Annotated in this window: 21 protein-coding genes; 6 read left to right on the top strand and 15 right to left on the bottom strand. The window is 68.0% G+C overall.

Annotated features, from left to right (window positions below):
• The first annotated feature begins 66 nt into the window (after positions 1-66).
• The gene (dnaE, locus tag C7416_RS10840) at positions 67-3,579 is read left to right on the top strand and encodes a DNA polymerase III subunit alpha (protein ID WP_111519063.1); all 3,513 of its coding nucleotides are present in this window, start codon (positions 67-69) and stop codon (positions 3,577-3,579) included.
• A 29-nt stretch (positions 3,580-3,608) separates the two neighbouring features.
• Here the strand turns inward: dnaE and C7416_RS10845 are convergent, their stop codons facing one another.
• Both C7416_RS10845 and C7416_RS10850 read right to left on the bottom strand, forming a co-directional pair.
• Positions 3,609-4,682 carry a glycosyltransferase family 4 protein gene (locus tag C7416_RS10845; RefSeq protein WP_111518963.1) on the bottom strand — a complete coding sequence of 358 codons (1,074 nt, stop codon included), beginning with the start codon at positions 4,680-4,682 and terminating at the stop codon, positions 3,609-3,611.
• Positions 4,683-4,729: 47 nt separating this feature from the next.
• Positions 4,730-5,494, bottom strand: a complete 765-nt coding sequence (locus C7416_RS10850; RefSeq protein WP_111518965.1) for a glycosyltransferase family 2 protein — start codon at positions 5,492-5,494, stop codon at positions 4,730-4,732.
• A gap of 314 nt (positions 5,495-5,808) precedes the next feature.
• Between C7416_RS10850 and C7416_RS10855 the strand changes: the two genes are divergently transcribed.
• Together C7416_RS10855 and msbA are read left to right on the top strand one after the other, a co-directional pair.
• Complete coding sequence (locus tag C7416_RS10855; RefSeq protein ID WP_111518967.1) at positions 5,809-6,582, top strand: glycosyltransferase family 25 protein; 774 nt, start codon at positions 5,809-5,811, stop codon at positions 6,580-6,582.
• A 99-nt stretch (positions 6,583-6,681) separates the two neighbouring features.
• A complete protein-coding gene (gene msbA, locus C7416_RS10860; RefSeq protein ID WP_181461215.1) occupies positions 6,682-8,406 on the top strand; it encodes a lipid A export permease/ATP-binding protein MsbA in 1,725 nt (574 codons plus the stop codon).
• A 71-nt stretch (positions 8,407-8,477) separates the two neighbouring features.
• On the opposite strand, the gene waaC is transcribed toward msbA, so the two are convergent.
• A complete protein-coding gene (gene waaC / locus C7416_RS10865; protein WP_111518969.1) occupies positions 8,478-9,455 on the bottom strand; it encodes a lipopolysaccharide heptosyltransferase I in 978 nt (325 codons plus the stop codon).
• A gap of 180 nt (positions 9,456-9,635) precedes the next feature.
• On the opposite strand from waaC, the gene C7416_RS10870 reads away from it, so the two are divergent.
• Positions 9,636-10,226: a peroxidase-related enzyme gene (locus tag C7416_RS10870; RefSeq protein ID WP_111518970.1), complete on the top strand. Its 591-nt coding sequence runs from the start codon at positions 9,636-9,638 to the stop codon at positions 10,224-10,226.
• Positions 10,227-10,258: 32 nt separating this feature from the next.
• On the opposite strand, the gene C7416_RS10875 is transcribed toward C7416_RS10870, so the two are convergent.
• Positions 10,259-10,768 (bottom strand): hypothetical protein, encoded by a 510-nt coding sequence (locus C7416_RS10875; protein ID WP_111518971.1) that lies wholly within the window; start codon positions 10,766-10,768, stop codon positions 10,259-10,261.
• Between the two features lie 316 nt (positions 10,769-11,084).
• Here C7416_RS10875 and C7416_RS10880 point away from each other — a divergent pair, with 316 nt between their 5' ends.
• Positions 11,085-11,414, top strand: a complete 330-nt coding sequence (locus C7416_RS10880; protein WP_111518972.1) for a hypothetical protein — start codon at positions 11,085-11,087, stop codon at positions 11,412-11,414.
• A gap of 80 nt (positions 11,415-11,494) precedes the next feature.
• On the opposite strand, the gene rng is transcribed toward C7416_RS10880, so the two are convergent.
• The 8 genes from rng to C7416_RS10920 form a co-directional block, all read right to left on the bottom strand.
• The gene (gene rng / locus C7416_RS10885) at positions 11,495-12,961 is read right to left on the bottom strand and encodes a ribonuclease G (RefSeq protein ID WP_111518973.1); all 1,467 of its coding nucleotides are present in this window, start codon (positions 12,959-12,961) and stop codon (positions 11,495-11,497) included.
• A gap of 88 nt (positions 12,962-13,049) precedes the next feature.
• Entirely contained in the window at positions 13,050-13,664 is a 615-nt protein-coding gene (locus C7416_RS10890; RefSeq protein WP_111518974.1) for a Maf family protein, read from the bottom strand.
• A 44-nt stretch (positions 13,665-13,708) separates the two neighbouring features.
• Complete coding sequence (gene rlmH / locus C7416_RS10895) at positions 13,709-14,188, bottom strand: 23S rRNA (pseudouridine(1915)-N(3))-methyltransferase RlmH (RefSeq protein ID WP_092308244.1); 480 nt, start codon at positions 14,186-14,188, stop codon at positions 13,709-13,711.
• A gap of 64 nt (positions 14,189-14,252) precedes the next feature.
• Entirely contained in the window at positions 14,253-15,023 is a 771-nt protein-coding gene (rsfS, locus tag C7416_RS10900) for a ribosome silencing factor (RefSeq protein ID WP_111518975.1), read from the bottom strand.
• A gap of 63 nt (positions 15,024-15,086) precedes the next feature.
• Positions 15,087-15,824 (bottom strand): nicotinate-nucleotide adenylyltransferase, encoded by a 738-nt coding sequence (locus tag C7416_RS10905; protein ID WP_111518976.1) that lies wholly within the window; start codon positions 15,822-15,824, stop codon positions 15,087-15,089.
• Positions 15,825-15,834: 10 nt separating this feature from the next.
• Complete coding sequence (gene hemF, locus C7416_RS10910; protein WP_111518977.1) at positions 15,835-16,746, bottom strand: oxygen-dependent coproporphyrinogen oxidase; 912 nt, start codon at positions 16,744-16,746, stop codon at positions 15,835-15,837.
• Between the two features lie 143 nt (positions 16,747-16,889).
• Positions 16,890-18,158 carry a phosphoribosylamine--glycine ligase gene (gene purD, locus C7416_RS10915; RefSeq protein WP_092308252.1) on the bottom strand — a complete coding sequence of 423 codons (1,269 nt, stop codon included), beginning with the start codon at positions 18,156-18,158 and terminating at the stop codon, positions 16,890-16,892.
• Positions 18,159-18,247: 89 nt separating this feature from the next.
• On the bottom strand, positions 18,248-18,973 hold the full coding sequence (locus C7416_RS10920; protein ID WP_111518978.1) for a YebC/PmpR family DNA-binding transcriptional regulator: 726 nt from the start codon (positions 18,971-18,973) through the stop codon (positions 18,248-18,250).
• Positions 18,974-19,192: 219 nt separating this feature from the next.
• Here C7416_RS10920 and C7416_RS10925 point away from each other — a divergent pair, with 219 nt between their 5' ends.
• Entirely contained in the window at positions 19,193-20,710 is a 1,518-nt protein-coding gene (locus C7416_RS10925; RefSeq protein WP_111518979.1) for a helicase HerA-like C-terminal domain-containing protein, read from the top strand.
• Positions 20,711-20,789: 79 nt separating this feature from the next.
• On the opposite strand, the gene C7416_RS10930 is transcribed toward C7416_RS10925, so the two are convergent.
• The 3 genes from C7416_RS10930 to C7416_RS10940 form a co-directional block, all read right to left on the bottom strand.
• Positions 20,790-20,954 carry a DUF3149 domain-containing protein gene (locus C7416_RS10930; protein ID WP_082818852.1) on the bottom strand — a complete coding sequence of 55 codons (165 nt, stop codon included), beginning with the start codon at positions 20,952-20,954 and terminating at the stop codon, positions 20,790-20,792.
• Positions 20,955-21,081: 127 nt separating this feature from the next.
• Positions 21,082-21,732, bottom strand: a complete 651-nt coding sequence (gene upp / locus C7416_RS10935) for a uracil phosphoribosyltransferase (protein WP_012352165.1) — start codon at positions 21,730-21,732, stop codon at positions 21,082-21,084.
• A 150-nt stretch (positions 21,733-21,882) separates the two neighbouring features.
• Positions 21,883-23,283, bottom strand: a complete 1,401-nt coding sequence (locus tag C7416_RS10940; protein ID WP_240988148.1) for an MFS transporter — start codon at positions 23,281-23,283, stop codon at positions 21,883-21,885.
• Between the last annotated feature and the right edge of the window lie 41 nt (positions 23,284-23,324).

Consider the following 23,324-nt stretch of genomic DNA (forward strand, 5'->3'; position numbering starts at 1 on the left):
GCGCCGGCTCCGGTGGCGCGCAACATTGGCGGCATGCGGGCGGGCCGAGCCGGTACAATGTCGCCCATGTCCGCACCCCGCTTCGTACACCTCCGCCTGCATTCCGAATACTCCATCGTCGACGGCATTGTCCGCCTCGATGATGCCGTCAAGGCCGCCGCCGCCGATGGCATGGGCGCGCTCGCCCTGACGGACCTTGCCAACGCCTTCGGCCTGATCCGCTACTACAAGGAAGCGCGCGGCAAGGGCGTGAAGCCGGTGGTCGGCGCCGACGTGTGGCTGACCAACGCCGAGGACCGCGACAAGCCCGCGCGCCTGCTGCTGCTGGTGCAGGACCGGCGCGGCTACCTGAACCTGTGCATGCTGCTGTCGCGCGCGTGGCTGGGCAACCAGCATCGCGGCCGCGCCGAGATCGATCCGTCGTGGTTCCTGGAGCCTGGCGAGGACGACATGCCGTTGGCCACGGGCCTGATCGCGCTGTCGGGCGCGATGGGCGGCGATATCGGCATGGCGCTCGCCAACGGCAATGCCGACGGCGCGCGCCGCGCCGCGCAGCACTGGGCCGCGGTGTTCCCGCAGCGCTTCTATATCGAGCTGCAGCGCGCCGGCCACGCCGGCACCGACGCCTACGTGCAGCAGGCGGTGCAGCTGGCGGCGGCGCTGCAGCTGCCGGTGGTGGCGACGCATCCGGTGCAGTTCATGACGCCGGACGACTACACCGCGCACGAGGCGCGAGTGTGCATCGCCGAGGGAGAGCTGCTGGCCAACCCGCGCCGCACGCGGCGCTTCACCACCGACCAGTACTTCAAGACCCAGGACGAGATGTGCGCGCTGTTCGCCGACATCCCGTCGGCGCTGGAGAACGCGGTCGAGATCGCGCGCCGCTGCAACCTGACGCTGGAACTGGGCAAGCCGCGCCTGCCGCTGTTCCCGACGCCGGACGGCATGTCGCTCGACGACTACCTCGTGTTCATGGCCAAGGAAGGCCTGGAGAAGCGCCTGGCGGTGCTGTTCCCCGACGAGGCGGTGCGCGAGGCCAAGCGCCCGGAATACTACGCGCGGCTGGAGTTCGAGACCGGCACCATCATCAAGATGGGCTTCCCCGGCTACTTCCTGATCGTGGCGGACTTTATCAACTGGGCCAAGAACAACGGCGTGCCGGTGGGCCCGGGCCGCGGCTCGGGTGCCGGTTCGCTGGTAGCGTATGCGCTCGGCATTACCGACCTCGACCCGCTCAAGTACGCGCTGCTGTTCGAGCGTTTCCTGAACCCGGAACGGGTCTCGATGCCCGACTTCGACATCGACTTCTGCCAGCACGGCCGCGATCGCGTGATCACCTACGTGAAGGAGAAGTACGGCAAGGACGCGGTGTCGCAGATCGCCACCTTCGGCACCATGGCGGCCAAGGCCGCGGTGCGCGACGTGGGCCGCGTGCTCGACCTCGGCTACGGCTTTGTCGACGGCATCGCCAAGCTGATCCCGTTCAAGCCGGGCAAGCTGGTCACCATCGAAGAGGCCAAGAAGGAAGAGCCGCTGCTGACCGAGCGCGAGCGCAACGAGGAAGAAGTGCGCCAGCTGCTGGAGCTGGCGCAGCGCGTCGAGGGCATGACCCGCAACGTCGGCATGCACGCCGGCGGCGTGCTGATCGCGCCCGGCAAGCTCACCGACTTCTGCCCGCTGTACACGCAGGGCGCGCAGAACGACGGCATGAGCGGCGTGGTCAGCCAGTACGACAAGGACGACGTCGAGGCCGCCGGCCTGGTCAAGTTCGACTTCCTGGGCCTGACCACGCTGACCATCCTGGACTGGGCCGAGCGCTATATCCGCCGCCTGGATCCGAGCAAGGCCGACTGGAACTGCAGCCATATCCCGCTCAACGACGGCCCCGCCTTCGACATCCTCAAGACCGCCAACACGGTCGCCGTGTTCCAGCTGGAAAGCCGCGGCATGCAGGGCATGCTGAAGGATGCCAAGCCTGACCGCTTCGAGGACATCATCGCGCTGGTGGCGCTGTACCGTCCCGGCCCGATGGACCTGATCCCCAGCTTCTGCGCGCGCAAGCACGGCCGCGAGAAGGTCGAGTATCCCGATCCGCGCGTCGAACCCGTCCTGAAAGAGACCTACGGCATCATGGTCTACCAGGAGCAGGTGATGCAGATGGCGCAGATCATCGGCGGCTATTCGCTCGGCGGCGCCGACCTGCTGCGCCGGGCCATGGGCAAGAAGAAGCCCGAGGAAATGGCGCAGCACCGCGTCATGTTCCGCGAGGGCGCCGACAAGAACGGGCTGTCGGCGCAGCAGGCCGACGACATCTTCGACCTGATGGAGAAGTTCGCGGGCTACGGCTTCAACAAGTCGCACGCGGCCGCGTATGCGCTGCTGGCGTACTACACCGCGTGGCTCAAGGCCCACCACCCGGCCGAATTCATGGCAGCCAACATGTCGCTGGCCATGGACGACACCGACAAGGTCAAGATCCTCTACGAGGACTGCAAGCTCAACAAGATCGCGGTGCTGCCGCCTGACGTCAACGCCAGCGAATACCGCTTCGCGCCGACCGACCCCAGGACCATCCGCTACGGCTTGGGCGGCATCAAGGGCAGCGGACAGGGCGCGATCGAAGACATCCTGCGCGCGCGCGAGGAGCGTCCCTTCACCGACCTGTTCGATTTCTGCGAGCGCGTCGACCGCCGCCAGGTCAACCGCCGCACCATCGAGGCGCTGATCCGCGCCGGCGCCTTCGACAGCCTCAACGACAACCGCGCGCAGCTGCTCGCGTCGGTGCCGATCGCGATGGAAGCCGCCGAGCAGAAGGCCGAATCGGCCAACCAGGTGTCGCTGTTCGACCTGATGGGCGACGCCGGCGAGGCGCACCGCCCGGAACTGCTCGACGAGCCGCGCTGGAGTCCCAAGCGCACGCTGCAGGAAGAAAAGCAGGCGCTCGGCTACTACTTCTCGGGCCACCTGTTCGACGCCTACCGCGACGAGGTGCGCCGCTTCAACAAGGGCACGCTGGCCGGGCTGGAAAAGGAAGTGCAGGGCAACGGCGGCGGCTTCGGCCGCGACGTGCGCGGCAAGACCATTGCCGGCGTGATCAGCGGCATGCGCACGCAGATGACCCAGCGCGGCAAGATGCTGATCGTGACGCTCGACGACGGCACCGGCCTGGTCGAGATGACCGTGTTCAACGAGGTCTTCGACGCCAACCGGCAGATGTTCCGCGAGGACGAACTGCTGATCGCCACCGGCAATGCGCGCCACGATACCTTCACCGGCGGCGTTCGCTTTACCGCGGAATCGGTGATGGACCTGGTTGCCGCGCGGGTGCGCTTTGCCAGCGCGGTGCGGCTGTCGATGAACGGCAATTCCTCGACCGGCATGCTGCGCGAGCTGCTGATGCCCCACCTCGCGCGCGCCAGCGGCGCGCAGGGCCTGCCGGTGCGGATCCGCTACGAGGCGAAGTCCGCCAGCTGCGAAGCGATGCTCGGGCCCGACTGGCAGGTGGTGCCTTCCGACGAGGCGCTGACCGCGCTGCGGCAGGTGCTGTCGGCCGATGCCGTCAGCACCGTGTACGAATAAGCGCGCCTGATCTCCCGGCCGACGCCGCTTCAGGCGGCGCGCCGGGCGGCGCGTGCGTCGGCGGCCAGCCGCAGCAGGGTGTCGACATGGACCTCGATGCCCGGGTCGTAGTCGAGCAGCGCCAGCGGGTTCGCCAGCCGTGCCTGGCCGCTGCGCACCGACGCCACCGCGGCGCGGATGGCATGGTCCAGGGTCTCGCTGCGCTCGCGCGAGAACGCATGCACCGCCTGCGGCCGGATCACTTCCAGGCAGGCGATATTGTCGGCAAACACCAGCGGCGTGCCGCACAGCACCGATTCCACCCCCACCAGCCCGAACGGCTCATAGCCCGACGCCAGGGTGGTGAAGTCGGCGGCGCGGTAGAGCGCGTCGATGCGGTTGCTGTAGCCCAGTTCGCGCACGCGCGGGATGGTGCGCCCGACCGGGCGGCCGGCTACCGCCAGCGTGATCGGCAGGTCCGAGCGCGAGAAATAACCGGCGAGCAGGTCGAAGCCCTTGCGCGCATGGCCCGATGACGGGAACAGGAACACGATCTCATCGTCGCCAAAGCCGAATTCGCGTCGCAGCGCGGCGCGCGCACCGTCATCGACCGGCGTGAAGCGCTGCGTGTCGACCGGCGGGTAGACCAGCTCGACGCGCTGGGGCGCGATCCCGTACAGCTCGATCACTTCGCGCCGCATCAGCGCGGAATGCGCCACCACGCGGTGCGCGCCGGCATATTGCGCGCTTTCGAGATCGATCTGCCACTGGTCCGAGCGCCGCGCCGGCGTGCCGCGCGCGGCGAGATAGCCACGATGGGTGCCGCCGCAGATGGCGATATCGGAACCGCGCACGCGGTTGCAGCCGATCAGCACTTCGCCGGCATCGCGCAGCCCCTGCAGCCGCCACGAGAAAAAGCGGTCGCGCAGCTTGCCCGGCAGCCACGACACCACGATCCGATGCGCCGCAACCCCAGCGGACGCCGCCACGCCGGCGTCGAAGCGGCGCGCGTAGACCGAGACCTCGGTATCGGCGCGCTTCGCCATGGCGCGGCTGATGTCGAGCGCGTAGCGCTCCAGGCCGCCGCCGGCGCCGAAGCGATTGCAGGAGATGCCAACTTTCATCGATCGAGAAGATAAGGGTGAAGCGGCGCGCGGCCGCGTCGGGCGCTTCAGCCGGCAGCCTTGTTGTCGGCCGCGGCGTGCAGCTGCGCCAGCTTGGCGTACTTGTAGTAGCTGGCCTGCGCATTCATCAGCGCGACGCCGAAGCCGGCGCTGCCGTCGAGGAAGCCGCGCTTGAGCAGGTAGGTGCGCACGAACGCCCACAGGCCGTGGCCCGCCGCCGACGCGACCGAGCTGCGCTTGCCACGCGCGTAGGCCTGCTGCGCGCCGGCGCTGGAATAGCTGTCGATCTTGCGCAGCACGTCGGACAGCGAGCGGTAGCTGTAGTGGATCAGCGGCTCGCGCAGCCGCGTGACCGGATCGTCCACCTTCAGGTGTTCGTGCACGAGATCGTCGGTGAAGCGGCCGCGGCCCTTGCGGAATACCCGGGTGACATAGTCCGGATACCAGCCGGCATGGCGCACGAAGGTGCCGCAGAACGCGGACAGGCGCGGCAGCGCCAGTGCCTGGGCGTCTGCCTGCTGCAAGTGCTTCAGGATTTCATCGCGCAGCGCCGGGGGCACGCGTTCATCGGCGTCCAGGCTGAGGATCCAGTCGCCGCTCGCAGCCTGGACCGCGCGGTTTTTCTGCGGGCCGAAGCCGGGCCAGTCGTCGGTCTGGATCACGGTGGCGCCGGCGGCACGCGCGATCGCCACCGTGTCGTCCGTGCTGGCCCAATCCACTATAATCGCCTCTTCGCACCAGGACACGCTTTCAAGGCATGGCCCGATATTGTGAGCTTCATTCCTGGTAATGATGACGGCGGAGACTTTCATGGAACGTAGGGGCGCGCCCCGTCCGGGCCAGGCCGGCCAGCCGCCGGCGTCGCCGCCAGCCGGGCGCTGATGGAAGAGCGCGTATTCTACCGCACCGGCGCAGTGGCCCCGCAGCCGCCTGCCTTCGATTTGCCGGTGCGCGCCGCGCGCGCCGAAGCCCAGATCTCAGTTGCCAACTTGATGACACGAGCACATTGGTCCCGATTCACAGGGATGGAAACGGTTTTATCCCTGGTGGCATGTGCCGCTTCGATCTCCGCCGCATCGAGTTATCTTCGACGCCGGACCGGCCAGCACGCACGGACGGTGGCGGCATGATCGGCGCCTATGTGATCAATCTCGAAAGCGCCGGGGAACGTCGCCAGCGCATTGCCGGTCAGCTGACGCGCCTGGGCGTGCCGTTCCAGGTGTTTGCCGCCGTGAACGGACGCGCGCTGGCCGAGGACGAGGTCGCGCGCCGCTACGACGCGCAGGGCGCCAGCACCAGCTACCGTCCCATGAGCCGCGGCGAGATCGGCTGCGCGCTGAGCCATCTGGGGGTCTACCGCAAGATGCTCGAGGACGGCGCCAGCCTGGCGCTGGTGCTGGAAGACGATGCACTGCTGGGCGATGACGTGCCGGCGGTGCTCGAGGCGCTGGCGTCCCAGATGGACCCGGCCCGCCCGGAGGTCGTGCTGCTGTCGCATGTCGACAAGTTCACCCGCTGGGGCACCAGGCCGCTGGGCCCGCAACGCAAGCTGGTGCGACGCTATGGCGAATGGTGGCGCGCGCATGGCTATGTCGTCACCCGTGCCGCCGCCGAGCGGCTGGTGGCGGGGCTGCAGCCGACCTGGTGCGCGGCCGACTACTGGTCCGCGTTCGAGCGGCGCGGGCTGGTCTCGGTCCGTGCCGTGGTTCCGTATTGCATCGGCCTGACCGAACTGGCCGAGGCCTCGTCGCTGGAAACGCATCGCGCCGACCTCGACGCCACCGACAAGGCGCGCCGCAGTGTCGGCTATTATCTGCGCCGCTATGTCTACCAGCGCTTCCTGTTCCAGGTCTTCGTCAGGCCCTTCCTGCGCGTCGCGCGCCAGAAGCGGCCGGGCTAGCGCCGCGCCCTGGTGCCGCAACGCTGCCATCACCCAGAAGAAAACCCAGTGACCACATCCAAACCGCCCATCTCGCCAGGTGCCGCCGTGCCGTCCAGCATGGCCAGCCGGCTCTGGTCTTACCTGCGCCCCGAGCTGCGCATCTTTATCGGCGCCATCCTCGCCATGGCGGTGGTGGCCGCCAGCGAAGGGGTGATCCCCAAGGTCGTCAACGACCTGCTCGACAAGGGCTTCGGCGGCGACTACGCCGGCACGCTGTGGCATGTGCCGGCGATCCTGACCGGCGTGGCGCTGATCCGCGGCGTGGCGCAGTTTGCCTCGGGCTACCTGCTCAACCTGATCTCGAACCGCGTGCTGCTGAAGATGCGGCTGCAGATGTTCGAGCGCCTGCTGCAGGCGCCGGCGTCGTTCTACCACCGCAATACCGCGGCGTCGCTGATCAACGCGGTGATCTTCGAGGTCAACCAGGTGCTGCAGATCCTGACCAGCGTGTTCATCACGCTGGTGCGCGATTCGCTGACCGTGGTCGCGCTGCTGATCTACCTGTTCTATACCAACTGGCGCCTGACGCTGATCGTCGCGGTGATCCTGCCGGTGATCGGCTACCTGATGTCGAAGATCAACCGCCGGCTGCGCAAGCTCAACCGCGATCACCAGACCTATACCAACAATGCCGCCTATGTGGTCGAAGAGGCGGTGGGCGGCTACAAGGTGGTCAAGCTGCACGGCGGCGAGGCCTATGAACTGCGGCGCTTCCGCACCGTGGCCGAGCGGCTCAAGAACTACTCGATGCGCATGGCGGTGGCGGGCGGGCTGAACCAGCCGGTCACGGCCTTCCTGGCGGCGCTGGCGCTGTCGGTGATCATCACCATCGCCATGGTGCAGGCGCAGGCCAACCAGACCACGGTGGGCGGCTTTACCGGCTTCGTGATGGCGATGCTGCTGCTGATCTCGCCGCTCAAGCACCTGACCGACATCAACCAGCCGCTGACGCGCGGCATCACCGCCGCCGAGATGATCTTCCGGCTGATCGACGAACCGGTCGAGCCGCAGGACGGCGGCAAGCCGCTCGCCCGCGCCCGCGGCGAACTGGCCTTCGAACAGGTCGGCTTCCGCTATGGCGAGGCGCCGCGCGCCGCGCTGGAGGGCATCGACCTGCGCGTCAGCCCGGGCGAGGTGGTGGCGCTGGTAGGACCTTCGGGCAGCGGCAAGACCACGCTGGTCAACCTGGTGCCGCGCTTCTTCGATCCGACTTCGGGCCGCATCCTGCTCGACGGCGTGCCGCTGACCGAGCTGGCGCTGAAGGACCTGCGCAACCAGATCGCCTTCGTCAGCCAGGACGTGGTGCTGTTCAACGACACGGTCGCCGCCAATGTGGCCTATGGCGCGCAGCCCGGCAGCGAGATCGACATGGACCGCGTCGAGCGCGCGCTGGCGGCGGCCTACCTGACCGAAACGGTCAAGGGCCTGCCCGAGGGCGTGCAGACCAATATCGGCGACAACGGCATGAAGCTGTCCGGCGGCCAGCGCCAGCGCCTGGCGATCGCGCGCGCGCTGTACAAGGATGCGCCGATCCTGATCCTGGACGAGGCCACCTCGGCGCTGGACTCGGAATCGGAGCGGCAGGTGCAGGCGGCGCTGGAGGAACTGATGAAGGGCCGCACCACGCTGGTGATCGCGCACCGGCTGTCGACCATCGAGAATGCCGACCGCATCGCCGTGCTCGACCACGGCCGCGTCGCCGAAACCGGCACCCACGCGCAGCTGCTGGCGGCCAATGGCCTGTACGCCGGGCTGCACCGGATCCAGTTCGCCAGCCAGTAAGCGGCGGGTCGCATCAAGCAAAAGGGCCGGCGCAGTTGCGCCGGCCCTTTTTTGTTTCCGTGCCGGGGTGATCAGTTGGTGGAAACGACCCGCGGCATCACTTCGTCGATGGCTGCCAGCACCTCGGCGCGTTGCGGCACCACGCCGCCGCCGCCCAGCGACACCGCGCGGCCCGGCGCGTCGACGCCGTACAGGTGGCGCGAGGTGGTGGTGAACAGGATCACCGTGGGCCGGCGCAGCGCGTCGGCAATATGCACGAAGCCGGTGTCCATGCCGACCACCAGCGACGCCTTGCCGACCATCTGCGCCACGCCGGTGATGCTCAGGCGCGGCATCACCTCGGCGCCGGGCACGCTGGCGGCGATGGTCTCGGCTTCCAGGCGCTCGGCGTCATTGCCCCACGGCACCAGCACGCGCAGGCCGCGCGCCGAGATGGCGCTGCCGACGCTGATCCAGTCGGCCACCGGCCACTTCTTTTCCTCGCTGGAAGTGGCGTGGAACAGCATTGCGTACGGGCCCCTGGCGGCGGCAGCGGGCGTGTCGGCCGGCATTTTCAGGCCGTACTCCATCTCGCGGGTCAGTTCGTAGCCGAGTGCGCGGCTGACGGCGCGGCGCATGCGGTTGCGCGCGCAATCCTCTTCCACGAAGGGCTGGAACACATGGTTGTAGGCGAAGCGCGCGCCGCTCTCGCCCAGTTCCTGGGCCGGCAGGCCATAACGATGGCGCGTGCGGGCGAGGAAGGTGACGATGGCGCTCTTGTAGACGCCGTGGACGTCCAGCACTGCATCGTATTTTTCGCGGCGCAAGGCGCGCAGGGCAGCGAAGATCTCGCGCAGGCCGGCCCAGCTGCGCGCCTTCTTGAAGCCGCGCAGCGGCGCGGCGATCACGCGATCGATATTCGGGTTCCAGCGCGGCACATCGGCGCAGTAGGAGTCGGCGATCCAGTCGATCTTGACGCCGGGAAAGGCGCGCTGCAGGTCAGCCACCAGCGGCTGGGTGAACACCATGTCGCCGAGCGAGGTCAGCTTGACGATGAGAATACGTTTCATCGGGAACAGTAGCGCGGTCAGGGGCCCGCCTGGTTCGGAAGGTGCGTAGTATGCCTGATCCGGCCGGCATCTGTCCGTGCGATGCATGGGCGACATGCGGTCCGCCGGCTTGCGCGCGATCCGGTAGTATTGGGAGCAGAAGCCTCACGACGATGACGCCAATCCCAACCGGAGACCACCATGTCTGACACGGCATTCCCGATCAGCCGCTACGCCATTCCGCCGCAGGCCGAGCTCCCCGACGATATCCGCGCGCGCATCCTGGAAGTCCAGGAAAAAGCCGGCTTCGTTCCCAACGTGTTCCTGGCGTTGGCGCACCGTCCCGACGAGTTCCGCGCCTTCTTTGCCTATCACGATGCACTGATGCTCAAGGACGGCGGCCTGACCAAGGGCGAGCGCGAAATGATCGTGGTGGCCACGTCCGCCGCCAACCAGTGCCTGTACTGCGTGGTGGCGCATGGCGCGATCCTGCGCATCTACGAGAAGAAGCCGTTGGTCGCGGACCAGGTCGCGGTGAACTACCTGAAGGCCGACATCCCGCCGCGCCAGCGCGCCATGCTGGACTTCGCCATGAAGGTCTGCACCGCTTCGCATGAAGTCGGCGAGGCCGATTTCGACGCGCTGCGCGCACATGGATTTTCCGACGAGGATGCCTGGGATATTGCCGCGATCACGGCGTTCTTCGGCCTGTCCAACCGCATGGCCAATACCATCGGCATGCGTCCGAACGACGAGTTCTACCTGATGGGCCGGGTGCCGAAGGAGAAGTAGCGGCGCCGACCGGCGCCGCGCCGCCGGAAGGCTCAGCGCACTTCGGCGCAGGCACCGCTCTTGGGATCGAACAGCACCGGCCACGCCTGCTCGTAGATGCCGGGCGTGCAGTACTTTTCGCAGCGGTTATGCGCCAGCGTGACGCGGCGAGGATCCTGCCAGACCAGCAGCTTGCACTGGCTGCCGTCGATCGCCTGCAGCTCGATATGCGGGGTCGCGCGGACCTGGCGGAACTGCACCAGGTTGAATTCGCAACTGCCGCGCCGCGATACCCACAGCTTCCATTTCAGCGCGCGCACCTCGTTGGCCTGGACGTCCATCAACGCGTCTTCGCGAAAGCCGTCTTCCTCGGTGCGCTTGCAAGCCGCGGCCAGGTTGATGACCTTGGGCGCGATCGGCGTGGCGCGCTCCTTGGGCGCCTCGGGGACTTCGACCCTGGCTTGGGGCGGCGGCGCCGGCGCGCGCCTGGCGATCGGCAATGGCGCGCACGCGACCGACAACAGGAGGGCCAGCACACAGGCCCCATGGTTCGTGGCGTTCATGCCGGACTCCTCGCTTGCCGACCGGCCGTGCCGCACCGGAACAGCTCGCGCGGACAGCCGGGCGCGGCCTCCGTGCGAAGGCCGCTGACTACCTTCGTTTAGTTATAGCGGATGGCAAACGGAAATGGGCTAGGGCCATTACCGAGTCCGGAATCCTGCGTGCGCCAGCCAGCGGACAAGCGTTGTCGATGCGTCGCGCTTACGTTCGCGCTTAGGTTCGCAGTTACGTTCGCGGTTACGTAATTAAACAGCTTGAAACACTGCAATGCGCGCGCGCGTGCTAGCCTCGCCCCAACCTGTTCTTGCCCGTTCCGACATGAAGCCCCGTCTCCTGGTATCCCTCGTGGTCCTGCCCGTGCTCCTCGGCACCTTCTGTGCCACCGCCCATGCCGATGACGACTGGGACGACGATGACCGTTACTATGGGCGGCACCATGGCCGCTATTACAAGGGCGACGACTACAAGGAAGAATTCTGGGTCGGCAACTGCAAGATCAAGCGCAAGTGGAAGGACAACGGCGAGTACAAGGAAGAGCGCAAGTGCAAGGACCGCCCGGTCGTGTACCAGGCGCCGCCGCCCCCGCCGGTGTATTACCAGCCCGAACCGGCGCTGGTGATCAGCCCGCACGTGGTGATCCGGCCGTAAAGCAAGACAGCCCGCCAGTTGGCGGGCTGTCTTGCCTTATGGTGGCGGAAAACGCGGCGAAAAAAAGCGCGCCGGACGCTTCACATCAGGATGATGTCGTACTGCTCCTGATGGAAGGTCGATTCCACCTGCAGCGAAATCGGCTTGCCGATGAAGTCGCCCAGCATCGCCAGGTGCTGGCTTTCCTCTTCCAGGAACAGGTCGATCACTTCCTGCGAGGCCAGGATGCGGAACTCGCGCGGGTTGAACTGGCGCGATTCGCGCATGATCTCGCGCAGGATGTCGTAGCAGACCGTACGCGGGGTCTTGACCTGTCCCTTGCCCTGGCACACCGGGCATTGTTCGCACAGCACATGCGCCAGCGACTCGCGCGTACGCTTGCGCGTCATCTCGACCAGGCCCAGCTGCGAGAAGCTGTTGACGGTGATGCGGGTGCGGTCGCGCGACAGTGCGCGCTTGAGCTCGGATAGCACCGCGTCGCGGTGCTCGGCGTTCTCCATGTCGATGAAGTCGATGATGATGATGCCGCCGAGGTTGCGCAGCCGCAGCTGGCGCGCGATGGTGTGGGCCGCCTCCAGGTTGGTCTTGAAGATGGTGTCGTCGAAGTTGCGCGCGCCCACGTAGCCGCCGGTGTTGACGTCGATGGTCGTCATCGCCTCGGTCTGGTCGATCATCAGGTAACCGCCCGACTTCAGGTCGACCCGCCGCGACAGCGCCTTCTCGATCTCGGCGTCGATATTGAACAGGTCGAAGATCGGCCGCTCGCCGGTGTAGTGCGACAGCCGCGGCAGCACCGCCGGCGTGTATTCCTTGGCGAACTCCAGCAGCATCTGGTAGTTCTCGCGCGAGTCGATCTGGATCACGCCGGTGGCGTCGTTGATGAAGTCGCGCAGCACGCGCTGGGCCAGGTTCAGGTCCTGGTAGAGCAGGCTGGGCGCGGGCAGGGTAGTGGCGTTCTGGCGGATCGCGCCCCAGATCTTGCGCAGGTAGGCGATATCGTTGCCGAGTTCCTCGTCGGTCGCTTCCTCGGCGATGGTGCGCACGATAAAGCCGCCGCGCTCGTCGGCGGGCACCAGCCCCTGCACGCGGCTGCGCAGCGCCTCGCGGTCGACCTCGCCTTCGATGCGCTGTGAGATGCCGATATGCGGGTCCTGCGGCAGGTACACCAGCGTGCGCCCGGCGATGCTGACCTGGGTCGACAGCCGCGCCCCCTTGGTGCCGATCGGGTCCTTGATCACCTGCACCATCAGCGCCTGGCCCTCGAACAGGGTCTTCTCGATGGCGAGCTGTGGGGTGGTGTTGTTGCGGTCCGGGTCGCGCGGGTGCCAGATATCGGCGACGTGCAGGAAGGCGGCGCGCTCCAGGCCGATGTCGATAAAGGCCGACTGCATGCCGGGCAGCACGCGCACCACCTTGCCCAGGTAGATGTTGCCGACCAGCCCGCGGGTGAGCGTGCGCTCGACATGCAGTTCCTGGACCGCGGCCTGCTGCACGATGGCGACGCGGGTCTCTTGGGGCGTGATGTTGACGAGTATGTCTTCAGTCATAGCGGGTGAAACGCGTCGCCGGCTGGCCCGGCGGTAGAGGGTGGCCCGGCGATGGGGCCGGGTCTTGTCTGAGCACGAAAGCCGCCGCTCAGAAGCGCAGGCGGGCCTCGCGAAGTAACGCGGCCGTCTCAAACAAGGGCAAGCCCATGATACCTGAATAGCTGCCTGCAATCCGCGCCACGAACTCGGCCGCGCGGCCCTGGATGCCGTAGGCGCCGGCCTTGCCGAGCGGCTCGCCGCTGGCGACGTAGCGCTCGATCTCGGCCGGCAGCAGCGGGCGGAAGGTGACTTCGGAAACCGACAGCGCATGGCGCATGCCGGTGGTCGACACCACCGTCACCGCGGTCAGCACGCGGTGGGTGGTGCCCGCCAGCGCGCCCAGCATGGCGGCGGCGTCGGCGCCGTCGGCGGGCTTGCCGAGGATGCGGCCGCCGAGGCAGACCGTGGTGTCCGAGGTCAGCACCGGCGCATCGGGCAGCGCGCGGCGCTCGCGCCGGCGCAGCGCGGCTTCTGCCTTGAGCGCGCACACGCGCTGGACATAGTCGTCGGGAGTCTCGGCGGGCAGCACCGCTTCGAGCGCTTCGGCGTCTTCGTCGTCGTCGGCCAGCAGCAGTTCGTAGCGCACGCCGAGCTGGGTCAGCAGCTCGCGCCGGCGCGGGCTTTGCGAGGCGAGGTAGAGGTAGTCGTGCAGGGTGTCGGGCATCGCGGCGGGGGCCTTCCGGCGACGGCCGGAGATCAGTCGTCGAATCAGGCCCGATGGTAGGGGTGGTTCTGCGTGACGGACCACGCGCGGTACAGCTGCTCGGCCAGCAGCACGCGCACCATGCCGTGCGGCAGGGTCAGGCTGGAGAGCCGGATCAGCGTGCTGGCGCGGGCCTTGAGCGCGGGATCGAGCCCGTCGGCGCCGCCGATCAGGAAAGCCACGTCGCCGCCCTCGCGCTGCCAGTCGGTCAGCTGCGCGGCCAGTTGCACCGTGGTGAAGTCGCGCCCGCGCTCGTCCAGCGCGACGATGCGGCACTGCTTCGACAGGCTGCCCAGCACCGACTCGATGCGCGCGGCTTCGCGCTGCATCACGGTGGCGGCGTTGTTGCTGGACGAGCGGGTCTCGGGCTTGACCTCGCGCAGCTCGATGCGCAGCTCGGGCGGCATGCGCTTGGCGTATTCGCTGAAGCCGGTTTCGATCCAGCCGGGCATCTTGTGGCCGACGGCCACGATCACCAGTTGCATGGGTCAGGCGATGGGGTGGGGCGGCACGGCCGCGGGACGGGTGCCCGACGGCCGCGCACCGGGCTCAGGCCGAGCGGGTGGCGCGCTTGCGCGCGGCCGGCTTGGCCGCGGCGGTCTTGGCGGGTGCCTTCCTGGCGGGCGCCTTCGTTGCCGCGGTCTTGGTGGCCGCGGTCTTGGTGGCCGTCTTGGTCGCGGTCTTGCGTGCGGTGGTGCCCGCGGCGGTCTTGCGCGGCGCGGCGGCGCGGGTGCCGGCGGTCTTGCTCGCCGTCGTCTTGGTGGCGGTCTTGCGGGCCGGCTTGCGGATGGTGGCGATGGCGTCCGCGTCGGTGTCCTCGTGGCCCATCGGCGGCGACGGCTCCTTCATGCCTTCGGGCAGGCGCGCCAGTGCCGGGCGCAGGTTGCTGGCGCGGCGCACGGTGCGCACCGGGGCCTCGTCCTCGTCCTGGTCCTCGTCGATCGGCTCGCTGGCCTTGGCCAGGCCGCGGGCGCCGCTGGCGAGCTTCATGCGCACCGGCTTGTCGCCCCAGATCTCTTCCAGGTTGTAGTACAGGCGCAGTTGCGGCTGCAGGATGTGGACCACGGCATCGCCGCAGTCGACCAGCACCCATTCGCCGGTTTCCAGGCCCTCGACCGCAACGATATGGCCGCCCGCTTCCTTCACCGTATCCCGCACCGACGCTGCCAGCGCCTTGGTTTGCCGGTTGGATGTCCCGCTGGCAATCACCACCCGGTCGAACAGTTCCGTCAGGTGGCTGGTGTCGTACACCTTGATGTCCTGCGCTTTGACATCCTCGAGGCCGTCGACGATGGCGCGTTGCAGTTTACGAATATCCATGGGTGTCTTCTTGTTCAGCTGAGATCGGTTTGGGGGTGGGCGCCGGGGTCGGTGCAACCCTGGTCATGCCCGGGCCGGGGCGTTGCGGTACAGCCCGTGGCTGGCAATGTAGTGTGCCACGCCAGGCGGCAATTGGTCATCTGCCGGCTCGCCGGCTGCCAGCCGCTGGCGCAGATGGGTGGAAGAGAGGTCGACGGCGAGCGTCTGGTCGATCCACATCCGGCCGGAGGGCGTGCATTGTATCAGGTGCGTGTCGGCCTGGCGCTCGGCCAGCGCGGCCAGCACCGGGCCCTCCAGCGCCTCCAGTGCAAAGCGCGGCCGTGTCGCGGTGCACAAGTGCACGTGCGCGAACAGTTCCTGCCAGCCATGCCAGGTGTGCAGGCGCAGCAGCTGGTCGGCGCCCATCAGCCAGCACAGCGAGGCCTCGGGACCGTATTCGTCGCGCAGCTGGCGCACCGTGTCGATGGTGTAGCTGGGGCCGGCGCGATCCACTTCCATGCGGCTGACGCGGACCCTGGCGCCGCTGTCGCCGAGCGCCGCCGCGGCCAGCTCGGTCATCGCCAAGCGATCGGCGGCCGGGGTCACGTCGGCGCCCTTCTGCCAGGACTGGCCGGTGGGAATCCACACCAGCTCGTCCAGGCCGAGGTGGTCGATGCACAGCCGCGCCAGTGCCAGGTGGCCGACGTGGGGCGGATCGAAGGTGCCGCCCAGGATACCGAGGCGGTAGGGGCGGGCGGCGCCGGGCTGTGGCGAGGCGCCCGCGTCGGCGGCGGGCTTGCGGGGATGCGCGGGATGGTCCATGGCTCAGCCGTCAGGCCCAGTCGCGCGCCGGCAGGAAATCGGTATACAGCGCCGCTTCGGGGCTGCCCGGCTCCGGTTGCCAGTCATAGCGCCAGGCCGCCAGCGGCGGCATCGACATCAGGATGGATTCGGCGCGGCCGCCCGATTGCAGGCCGAACAGCGTGCCGCGGTCGAACACCAGGTTGAACTCGACGTAGCGCCCGCGCCGGTAGGCCTGGAAGGCGCGCTCGCGCTCGCCGTAGGGCGTGTCCTTGCGCGACTGCAGGATCGGCAGGTAGGCCTCCAGGAAGGCGTCGCCGACCGCCTGCATCATGGCGAAGCTGCGCTCGAAGCCGAGCGCCGAGAAGTCGTCGAAGAAGATGCCGCCGATGCCGCGCGCCTCGTTGCGGTGCTTCAGGAAGAAATATTCGTCGCACCACTGCTTGAAGCGCGGATACAGTTCGTCGCCGAACGGCGCCAGCGCCTGCTGGCAGGTGCGGTGGAAGTGGGAGCAGTCGCCGGCGTTGCCGTAGTACGGCGTCAGGTCCATGCCGCCGCCGAACCACCAGACCGGTTCCGCCCCCGGCTTGAGCGCCAGGAAGCAGCGCACGTTCATATGCACCGTCGGCACATGGGGATTGCGCGGATGGAACACCAGCGACACGCCCATGGCTTCGAAGCTGCGCCCCGCCAGTTCCGGCCGGTTGGCCGTGGCCGACGGCGGCAGGGTGTCGCCGCTGACATGCGAGAAGCCCACGCCCGCGCGCTCCATCACTGCGCCGCCTTCGAGGATGCGGGTGCGGCCGCTGCCGCGCAGGCGTTCGGTGGGCGGTTTCTCCCAGGCGTCGGTCAGGAACGGCTGGCCGTCGATGGCACCGATGGCATCGGTGATGCGGTCTTGCAGACCGAGCAGATAGGCACGGACTGCCTGGGAATCGATCATGGTGGGCTGAATCGGATAAACCGACGAATGGACCGGCCGGATGGCACGCCGGCAGCCAGTCGGCTGCCGGTTGCGTCACAGCATTGTCACGATTGTACCGGCTGGGCGGCCTTCTGGTCGCCACGGCCGCCGCGGGCGGCGCGTCAGCGCTTGATGGCGCGGTAGCCGATGTCGGTGCGGTACTGCATGCCGTCGAAGCGGATCTGCTCGACCGCGGCATAGGCGGCGCGCTGCGCGGCCTTGACGGTGTCGGCCAGGCCGACCACGCACAGCACGCGCCCGCCCGAGGTCAGCAGGGTGCCGTCCTTGAGCGTGGTGCCGGCGTGGAAGGTCACGCTGTCGTCGGTTTCGGCGGGGATGCCGGTGATGGCATCGCCCTTGCGCGGGTCGTCCGGATAGCCGTGGGCGGCCATCACCACGCCCAGCGCGGTGCGCCGGTCCCAGTCCAGCTCGATGCTGTCGAGCTTGCCCGAGACGGCGGCTTCCATCACGTCGACCAGGTCGGTCTTCAGGCGCGCCAGGATCGGCTGGGTTTCCGGATCGCCCATGCGGCAGTTGAATTCCAGCGTCTTGGGGTTGCCGTCCTGGTCGATCATCAGGCCGGCGTAGAGGAAGCCGGTGTACGGGATGCCGTCCTTTTCCATGCCGCGCACCGTCGGCAGGATGATCTCGCGCAGCGCGCGCGCATGCAGCGCCGGCGTGACCACCGGCGCCGGCGAGTACGCGCCCATGCCGCCGGTGTTGGGACCGGCGTCGGCGTCGAGCAGGCGCTTGTGGTCCTGGCTGGTGGCCAGCGCCAGCACGTTCTTGCCGTCGACCAGCACGATGAAGCTGGCTTCCTCGCCCTCGAGGAACTCTTCGATCACCACGCGCGCGCCGGCGTCGCCCAGCTTGTTGCCGTCGAGCATCATGTCGACCGCCTGGTGCGCTTCCTCCAGCGTCATCGCCACCACCACGCCCTTGCCCGCGGCCAGGCCGTCGGCCTTGATCACGATCGGCGCGCCCTGCGCGTCGATGTAGGCATGCGCCTGGGCGGCGTCGGCGAAGGTCTGGTAGGCGGCGGTGGGGATGCCGTGGCGCTGCATGAAGGCCTTGGCGAAATCCTTGGACGATTCCAGCTGCGCGGCGGCCTGGGTCGGGCCGAAGATGCGCAGCCCCTTGGCGCGGAAGATGTCGACGATGCCGGCGGCCAGCGGGGCCTCGGGGCCGACCACGGTGAAGGCCACGCCCTCGCGCTCGGCAAACGCCGCGATGACCTCGGGATCGGTCAGCGGAACATTCTGCAGGCGCTTGTCGAGCGCGGTTCCGCCGTTGCCCGGCGCGACGTACACCACCTGCACCTTGGGCGACTGGGCCAATTTCCAGGCCAGCGCGTGTTCACGTCCACCCGAGCCGACAACCAATACTTTCATGATCCACTGCCAGAAAAGAAACGCATGCAAAAAGGCGGCAGCTGGGTCCTGAAAGCCGGGCTGCCGCCGTTGGGGAGCTTGTTACCGTTTTAGTCTTCGATCACCGCGTTGGTGAAGACTTCCTGCACGTCGTCCAGGTTTTCCAGGGCGTCGAGCAGTTTCTGCATCCTGGCCGCGTCGTCGCCGCTGAAGCTGACTTCGTTCTGCGGCTTCATCACCACGTCGGCAACTTCGGCCTTGAAGCCGGCGGCTTCCAGCGCGGCCTTGACCGCCGAAAAATCGTTGGGCGGGCAGGTGACTTCGATCGAGCCGTCGTCGTTGGTGACGATATCGTCGGCGCCGGCTTCCAGCGCGGCTTCCATCAGCTTGTCTTCCGGCGTGCCGGGGGCGAACAGGAACTGGCCGCAATGGGTGAACATGAACGCCACCGAACCCTCGGTGCCCATGTTGCCGCCGTGCTTGGAGAACGCATGGCGCACTTCGGCCACGGTGCGGGTGCGGTTGTCGGTGAGGCAGTCGACGATGATCGCGGCGCCGCTCAGGCCATAGCCTTCGTAGCGGATTTCCTCGTAGTTCACGCCTTCCAGGCCACCCACGCCGCGCTGGATCGCGCGCTGGATGTTGTCCTTGGGCATGTTGGCGTCCATCGCCTTGTCCATCGACAGGCGCAGGCGCGGGTTGGAGTCGGGATCACCGCCGCCGAGCTTGGCGGCCACGGTGATTTCCTTGATCAGGCGGGTCCAGATCTTGCCGCGCTTGGCGTCGGCGGCGGCTTTCTTGTGTTTGATATTGGCCCATTTCGAGTGACCGGCCATGATTCTCTCCGAAGCGGAATGCGGTGATCTGCGGTGATGTTGTGCGGGGTCGCCAGGCGCGCCGCGGCTGCATCGGCAAGGCGGGCGGGCGGCGCGCGCCAGGTGACGGATATGCCTGGCGGCTGGCTATAATCAGCCCAGGATTTTATCACGCGGACCTGCCCGCGCCGCCCGGACGCACTCGAGTCCCAATCGACCCTCACGGAACCCAGGAACATCATGGCTGACCCCATCCTCATCGCCAAGAATGCCGAACATGAACTGGTGCTGCTGCCGCAGATGGGCAACCGGCACGGGCTGATCACCGGCGCCACCGGCACCGGCAAGACCGTCACGCTGCAGACGCTGGCGCAGGGGTTCTCGCGCCTGGGGGTGCCGGTGTTCATGGCCGATGTCAAAGGTGACCTGACCGGCATTTCGCAGCCCGGCCAGCCGTCGGACAAGCTCAAGCAGCGGCTTGCCGACCTGAACCTGCCCGAGCCGGTCTGGGGCGGCTGCCCCACCGCGCTGTGGGACGTGTTCGGCGAGAAGGGCCACCCGGTGCGCGCCACGGTCTCGCACATGGGGCCGCTGCTGCTGTCGCGCATGCTGGAGCTGAACGATACGCAGCAGGGTGTGCTGAACCTGGTGTTCCGCATTGCCGACGCCAACGGCCTGCTGCTGCTCGACGCCAAGGACCTGCGCGCGATGCTGCAGTACGTCGGCGACAACGCCAGCCAGTTCACCACCGAATACGGCAATATCTCGGCCGCCTCGGTCGGCGCGATCCAGCGCGGGCTGATCGCGCTGGAGTCGCAGGGCGGCGACGTCTTCTTCGGCGAGCCCATGCTGAACCTGGAAGACTTCATCCAGACCGACAAGGGCCAGGGCGTGGTCAATATCCTGGCCGCCGACAAGCTGATGAACTCGCCGCGGCTGTACGCGACCTTCCTGCTGTGGATGCTGTCCGAACTGTTCGAGAAGCTGCCCGAGGCCGGCGACCTGGACAAGCCCAAGCTGGTGTTCTTCTTCGACGAGGCCCACCTGCTGTTCAACGACGCGCCCAAGGCGCTGCTCGACAAGATCGAGCAGGTGGTGCGCCTGGTGCGCTCCAAGGGCGTGGGCGTGTACTTCGTCACGCAGAACCCGGTCGATATCCCGGATACGGTGCTGGGGCAGCTGGGCAACCGCGTGCAGCACGCGCTGCGCGCCTTCACGCCGCGCGACCAGAAGGCGGTCAAGGTGGCGGCCACCACCATGCGCGCCAACCCGAAGCTGGACCTGGAAACCGCGATCGGCGAGCTGGGCGTGGGCGAGGCGCTGGTGTCCTTCCTCGACGACAAGGGCACGCCGTGCGTGACCGAGCGCGCCTGGGTGCTGGCGCCTGGCAGCCGCATCGGCCCGGCGACGGAGGAGGAGCGCAAGCAGCTGATCGCCAACTCGCTGGTGGCGGGCACCTATGAGAAGACCGTCGACCGCGAATCCGCCTATGAAAAGCTGCGCGGCAGCGTGCCGACGGTGGCGAATGGCGGCAAGGGCGGCGCGCCGGGCGGGCAGCCCGCGGGCGAACAAGACAGCGGCTGGCTCGGCACCGCCGGCGAAATCTTCGGCACGCTGACCAAGGGCACCGGCAAGAGCGGTCGCGGCGATTCGATCCTGGAATCGATGGCCAAGTCGGCGGCGCGCACGGTGGGCTCGCAGGTCGGGCGCGAGCTGATCCGGGGGGTGCTGGGGAGTTTGCTGGGGAAGAAGAAGTAAAGGCAGTTCAAGCTTGCCCGCGGTTTGCTCCTCTCTCCCGCAAGCGGGAGAGAGGGCAAGGGCGCCGGTCATTTGGCCGTCAACGCCGCTGCGCCGCGTCTCTGGCTTTCGCCGCTTCAGCGTCCTCGCGCATCTTGCGCGCGAACATGCGGGCGAAGAACCAGCCCATGCCGATGATGAAGACGATCACGCCCAGGCTCATCAGCCCGGTGCTGGTACTGAACAGGATCTTGAAGGCTTCCATGCGTGGCTCCCTTGGTGTGGATGGTGGCGCGCGGCGTGGTTGCGCCGGCGCTTGCCGCCAGTGTAGGGAGCCGCTCCAGGCGGGCTATTGAGGCCGGTCAAGCGCCGGCCAGCCCGCGTCCGTGCCGTCAGTTCTTGGTGCCGAACAGCCGGTCGCCCGCATCGCCCAGCCCGGGGACGATATAGGCATCGGCATCCAGGTGGCTGTCGAGCGAGGCGACGAACAGCTTCACCCCCGGGTGCGCCTTCTGGAACACTTCCACGCCCTCGGGGGCGGCCACCAGCGCGACGAAGGTGATGGCCTCGTCCTTGACGCCGCGGCGCTTGAGCACTTCCACCGCGTGCGCGGCCGAATAGCCGGTGGCGACCATCGGATCGCACAGGATGAAGCTGCGGTCTTCCAGCGCCGGCAGGCGCACCAGGTATTCCACCGGGCGATGCTGCTCGTCGCGGTAGACGCCGATATGGCCGATGCGCGCCGACGGGATCAGCTCGACCAGGCCATCGCTCATGCCCACGCCCGCGCGCAGCACCGGCACGATGGTCAGCTTCTTGCCGGCGATCACCGGCGCGTCCAGCTCGACCAGCGGGGTCTCGATGCGGCGCGTGGTCAGCGGCAGGTTGCGGGTGATCTCGTAGCCCATCAGCAGCGTGATCTCGCGCAGTAGCTCGCGGAACGTGCGCGTCGACGTTTCCTTGTCGCGCATGTGCGAGAGCTTGTGCTGGATCAGCGGGTGGTCGAGGATGAAGAGGTTGGGAAAGCGCGGGTCTTGTTTCATGGCTGGCGGCGAGGGCTCGGCGGGATGGCGAGTGAAGCGGGCGCGCGAGGCCGGTTGGGGCTCGCGCGCCGCGCCGTTGCAGCCGGATTGTAATGGAAGCGGGCCGCCCGGCCCGGCAGCGGTCCCGCTGTTGCCGCGTAGCGCCTTCGGCTAGTCGAGCGCGCGGTCCTTCGACTCGATATCGACCAGGAAGATGGCCAGCGCCGCCACGGCCAGGAACGAGGACAGCAGCGCCAGCGCCAGCGTGAACTGGCTGGTCATGATCGGCGCGACGATCGACGGTGCGAACAGGCCGCCGAAGCGCGCCATCGCGCCTGCGGTGCCCATGCCGCTGGCGCGCAGGTCGGTCGGGTACACCTCGGGCGTGAAGGCGTACAGCGCGCCCCAGGTGCCGAGCAGCGAGAAGCTCATCAGCAGGGTCGAGCCGATCACCAGCGCCGCGGACTGGCCCAGGCTGTACAGCATGCAGCCCGCGGCGCTCAGCAGCAGGAAGCCGATCAGGGTCGGCTTGCGGCCCCAGCGCTCGACGCCGTGCGCGGCCAGCGCGAAGCCCGGCAGCTGCACCAGCGCCAGCACGATCAGGAACACCTGGCCGCGCATGAAGCCGAAGCCCTGGCCCGCCAGCTTGACCGGCAGGTAGACGAAGACCCCGTAATAGGCGATCGAGATCAGCATCCACGCCGCCAGCAGGCAGATGGTGCGGCGCCGGCACCCGGCCGCGAACAGCGCGAACACCGATTTGCGCTCCATCTTCTGCGGCTGCAGCGCGCCGATCTCCACCGGCACGCGATTGGCCGCCGCCACCCGCTGCAGCACCGCGCGGGCTTCGTCCGAGCGTCCCGATTTGTTCAGGTAGAGCGGCGACTCGGGCACGAAGAAGCGGAACACCACGCCGACCAGCGCCGGGATACCGGTGACCAGGAAGATCAGCCGCCACGCATCATTGCCGCGCGACACCGCGATCAGCGCCAGGATCGCCAGCAGGATGGTGCCGACCGCCCAGAACGACTCCAGCAGCACCAGCCAGCGGCCGCGCCGGTCCGACGGCAGGAACTCGGCCATCATGGTGTAGTCGACCGGCAGGGTGCCGCCGACGCCGATGCCGGTCAGGAAGCGCAGCAGCAGCAGCCACTGGAAGTCCGGCGCGAAGGCCGAGGCGACGCCGCAGATCGCATCGATGACCACCGCCATCATCAGCACCGGGCGGCGGCCGATGCGGTCGGCCAGCCGGCCGAACACGAACGCGCCGATCAGCATGCCGACGAAGAACATGGTGCCGGTCTGCAGCGCGGTCGGCACCGGGATGCCGAAGGTCGCCGCGATCGACGGCGCGGTGAAGCCGATCGACAGCACCTGCATCGCGTCGGCAAGCCACACCAGGCCGAAGATGACGAACAGCCGGTACTGGAAGCGGCCAACACCGGCGGCGCGGATGCCTTGCTCGATCGTGATGGGTTGCGACGACGCTGCGCGCGCACTGGGCTGCGGGGCCGAGCCTAGCGTGGCGTCCGGGATGGTCGTGGTGGCCATGGATGAAATGGATGACGACATGTTTGTCTACCTGTCTCGTTATAGGCTGGTTCTGGAACTCG

The sequence above is a fragment of the Cupriavidus phytorum genome, assembly GCF_003254285.1.
Lineage (GTDB): Bacteria > Pseudomonadota > Gammaproteobacteria > Burkholderiales > Burkholderiaceae > Cupriavidus > Cupriavidus phytorum.

What these genes read in the sequence shown, in the direction of transcription:
- C7416_RS10925 (WP_111518979.1), top strand. Translation starts at nt 19,193, where the DNA reads ATGGCTGACCCCATCCTCATCGCCAAGAATGCCGAACATGAACTGGTG.
- C7416_RS10920 (WP_111518978.1), bottom strand. Translation starts at nt 18,973, where the DNA reads ATGGCCGGTCACTCGAAATGGGCCAATATCAAACACAAGAAAGCCGCC.
- C7416_RS10875 (WP_111518971.1), bottom strand. Translation starts at nt 10,768, where the DNA reads ATGAACGCCACGAACCATGGGGCCTGTGTGCTGGCCCTCCTGTTGTCG.
- rsfS (WP_111518975.1), bottom strand. Translation starts at nt 15,023, where the DNA reads ATGGATATTCGTAAACTGCAACGCGCCATCGTCGACGGCCTCGAGGAT.
- waaC (WP_111518969.1), bottom strand. Translation starts at nt 9,455, where the DNA reads ATGAAACGTATTCTCATCGTCAAGCTGACCTCGCTCGGCGACATGGTG.
- C7416_RS10880 (WP_111518972.1), top strand. Translation starts at nt 11,085, where the DNA reads ATGAAGCCCCGTCTCCTGGTATCCCTCGTGGTCCTGCCCGTGCTCCTC.
- C7416_RS10940 (WP_240988148.1), bottom strand. Translation starts at nt 23,283, where the DNA reads ATGTCGTCATCCATTTCATCCATGGCCACCACGACCATCCCGGACGCC.
- rng (WP_111518973.1), bottom strand. Translation starts at nt 12,961, where the DNA reads ATGACTGAAGACATACTCGTCAACATCACGCCCCAAGAGACCCGCGTC.
- hemF (WP_111518977.1), bottom strand. Translation starts at nt 16,746, where the DNA reads ATGATCGATTCCCAGGCAGTCCGTGCCTATCTGCTCGGTCTGCAAGAC.
- rlmH (WP_092308244.1), bottom strand. Translation starts at nt 14,188, where the DNA reads ATGCAACTGGTGATCGTGGCCGTCGGCCACAAGATGCCCGGCTGGATC.
- C7416_RS10845 (WP_111518963.1), bottom strand. Translation starts at nt 4,682, where the DNA reads ATGAAAGTTGGCATCTCCTGCAATCGCTTCGGCGCCGGCGGCGGCCTG.
- C7416_RS10930 (WP_082818852.1), bottom strand. Translation starts at nt 20,954, where the DNA reads ATGGAAGCCTTCAAGATCCTGTTCAGTACCAGCACCGGGCTGATGAGC.
- dnaE (WP_111519063.1), top strand. Translation starts at nt 67, where the DNA reads ATGTCCGCACCCCGCTTCGTACACCTCCGCCTGCATTCCGAATACTCC.
- C7416_RS10850 (WP_111518965.1), bottom strand. Translation starts at nt 5,494, where the DNA reads ATGAAAGTCTCCGCCGTCATCATTACCAGGAATGAAGCTCACAATATC.
- C7416_RS10905 (WP_111518976.1), bottom strand. Translation starts at nt 15,824, where the DNA reads ATGGACCATCCCGCGCATCCCCGCAAGCCCGCCGCCGACGCGGGCGCC.
- msbA (WP_181461215.1), top strand. Translation starts at nt 6,682, where the DNA reads ATGGCCAGCCGGCTCTGGTCTTACCTGCGCCCCGAGCTGCGCATCTTT.
- C7416_RS10890 (WP_111518974.1), bottom strand. Translation starts at nt 13,664, where the DNA reads ATGCCCGACACCCTGCACGACTACCTCTACCTCGCCTCGCAAAGCCCG.
- purD (WP_092308252.1), bottom strand. Translation starts at nt 18,158, where the DNA reads ATGAAAGTATTGGTTGTCGGCTCGGGTGGACGTGAACACGCGCTGGCC.
- C7416_RS10855 (WP_111518967.1), top strand. Translation starts at nt 5,809, where the DNA reads ATGATCGGCGCCTATGTGATCAATCTCGAAAGCGCCGGGGAACGTCGC.
- upp (WP_012352165.1), bottom strand. Translation starts at nt 21,732, where the DNA reads ATGAAACAAGACCCGCGCTTTCCCAACCTCTTCATCCTCGACCACCCG.
- C7416_RS10870 (WP_111518970.1), top strand. Translation starts at nt 9,636, where the DNA reads ATGTCTGACACGGCATTCCCGATCAGCCGCTACGCCATTCCGCCGCAG.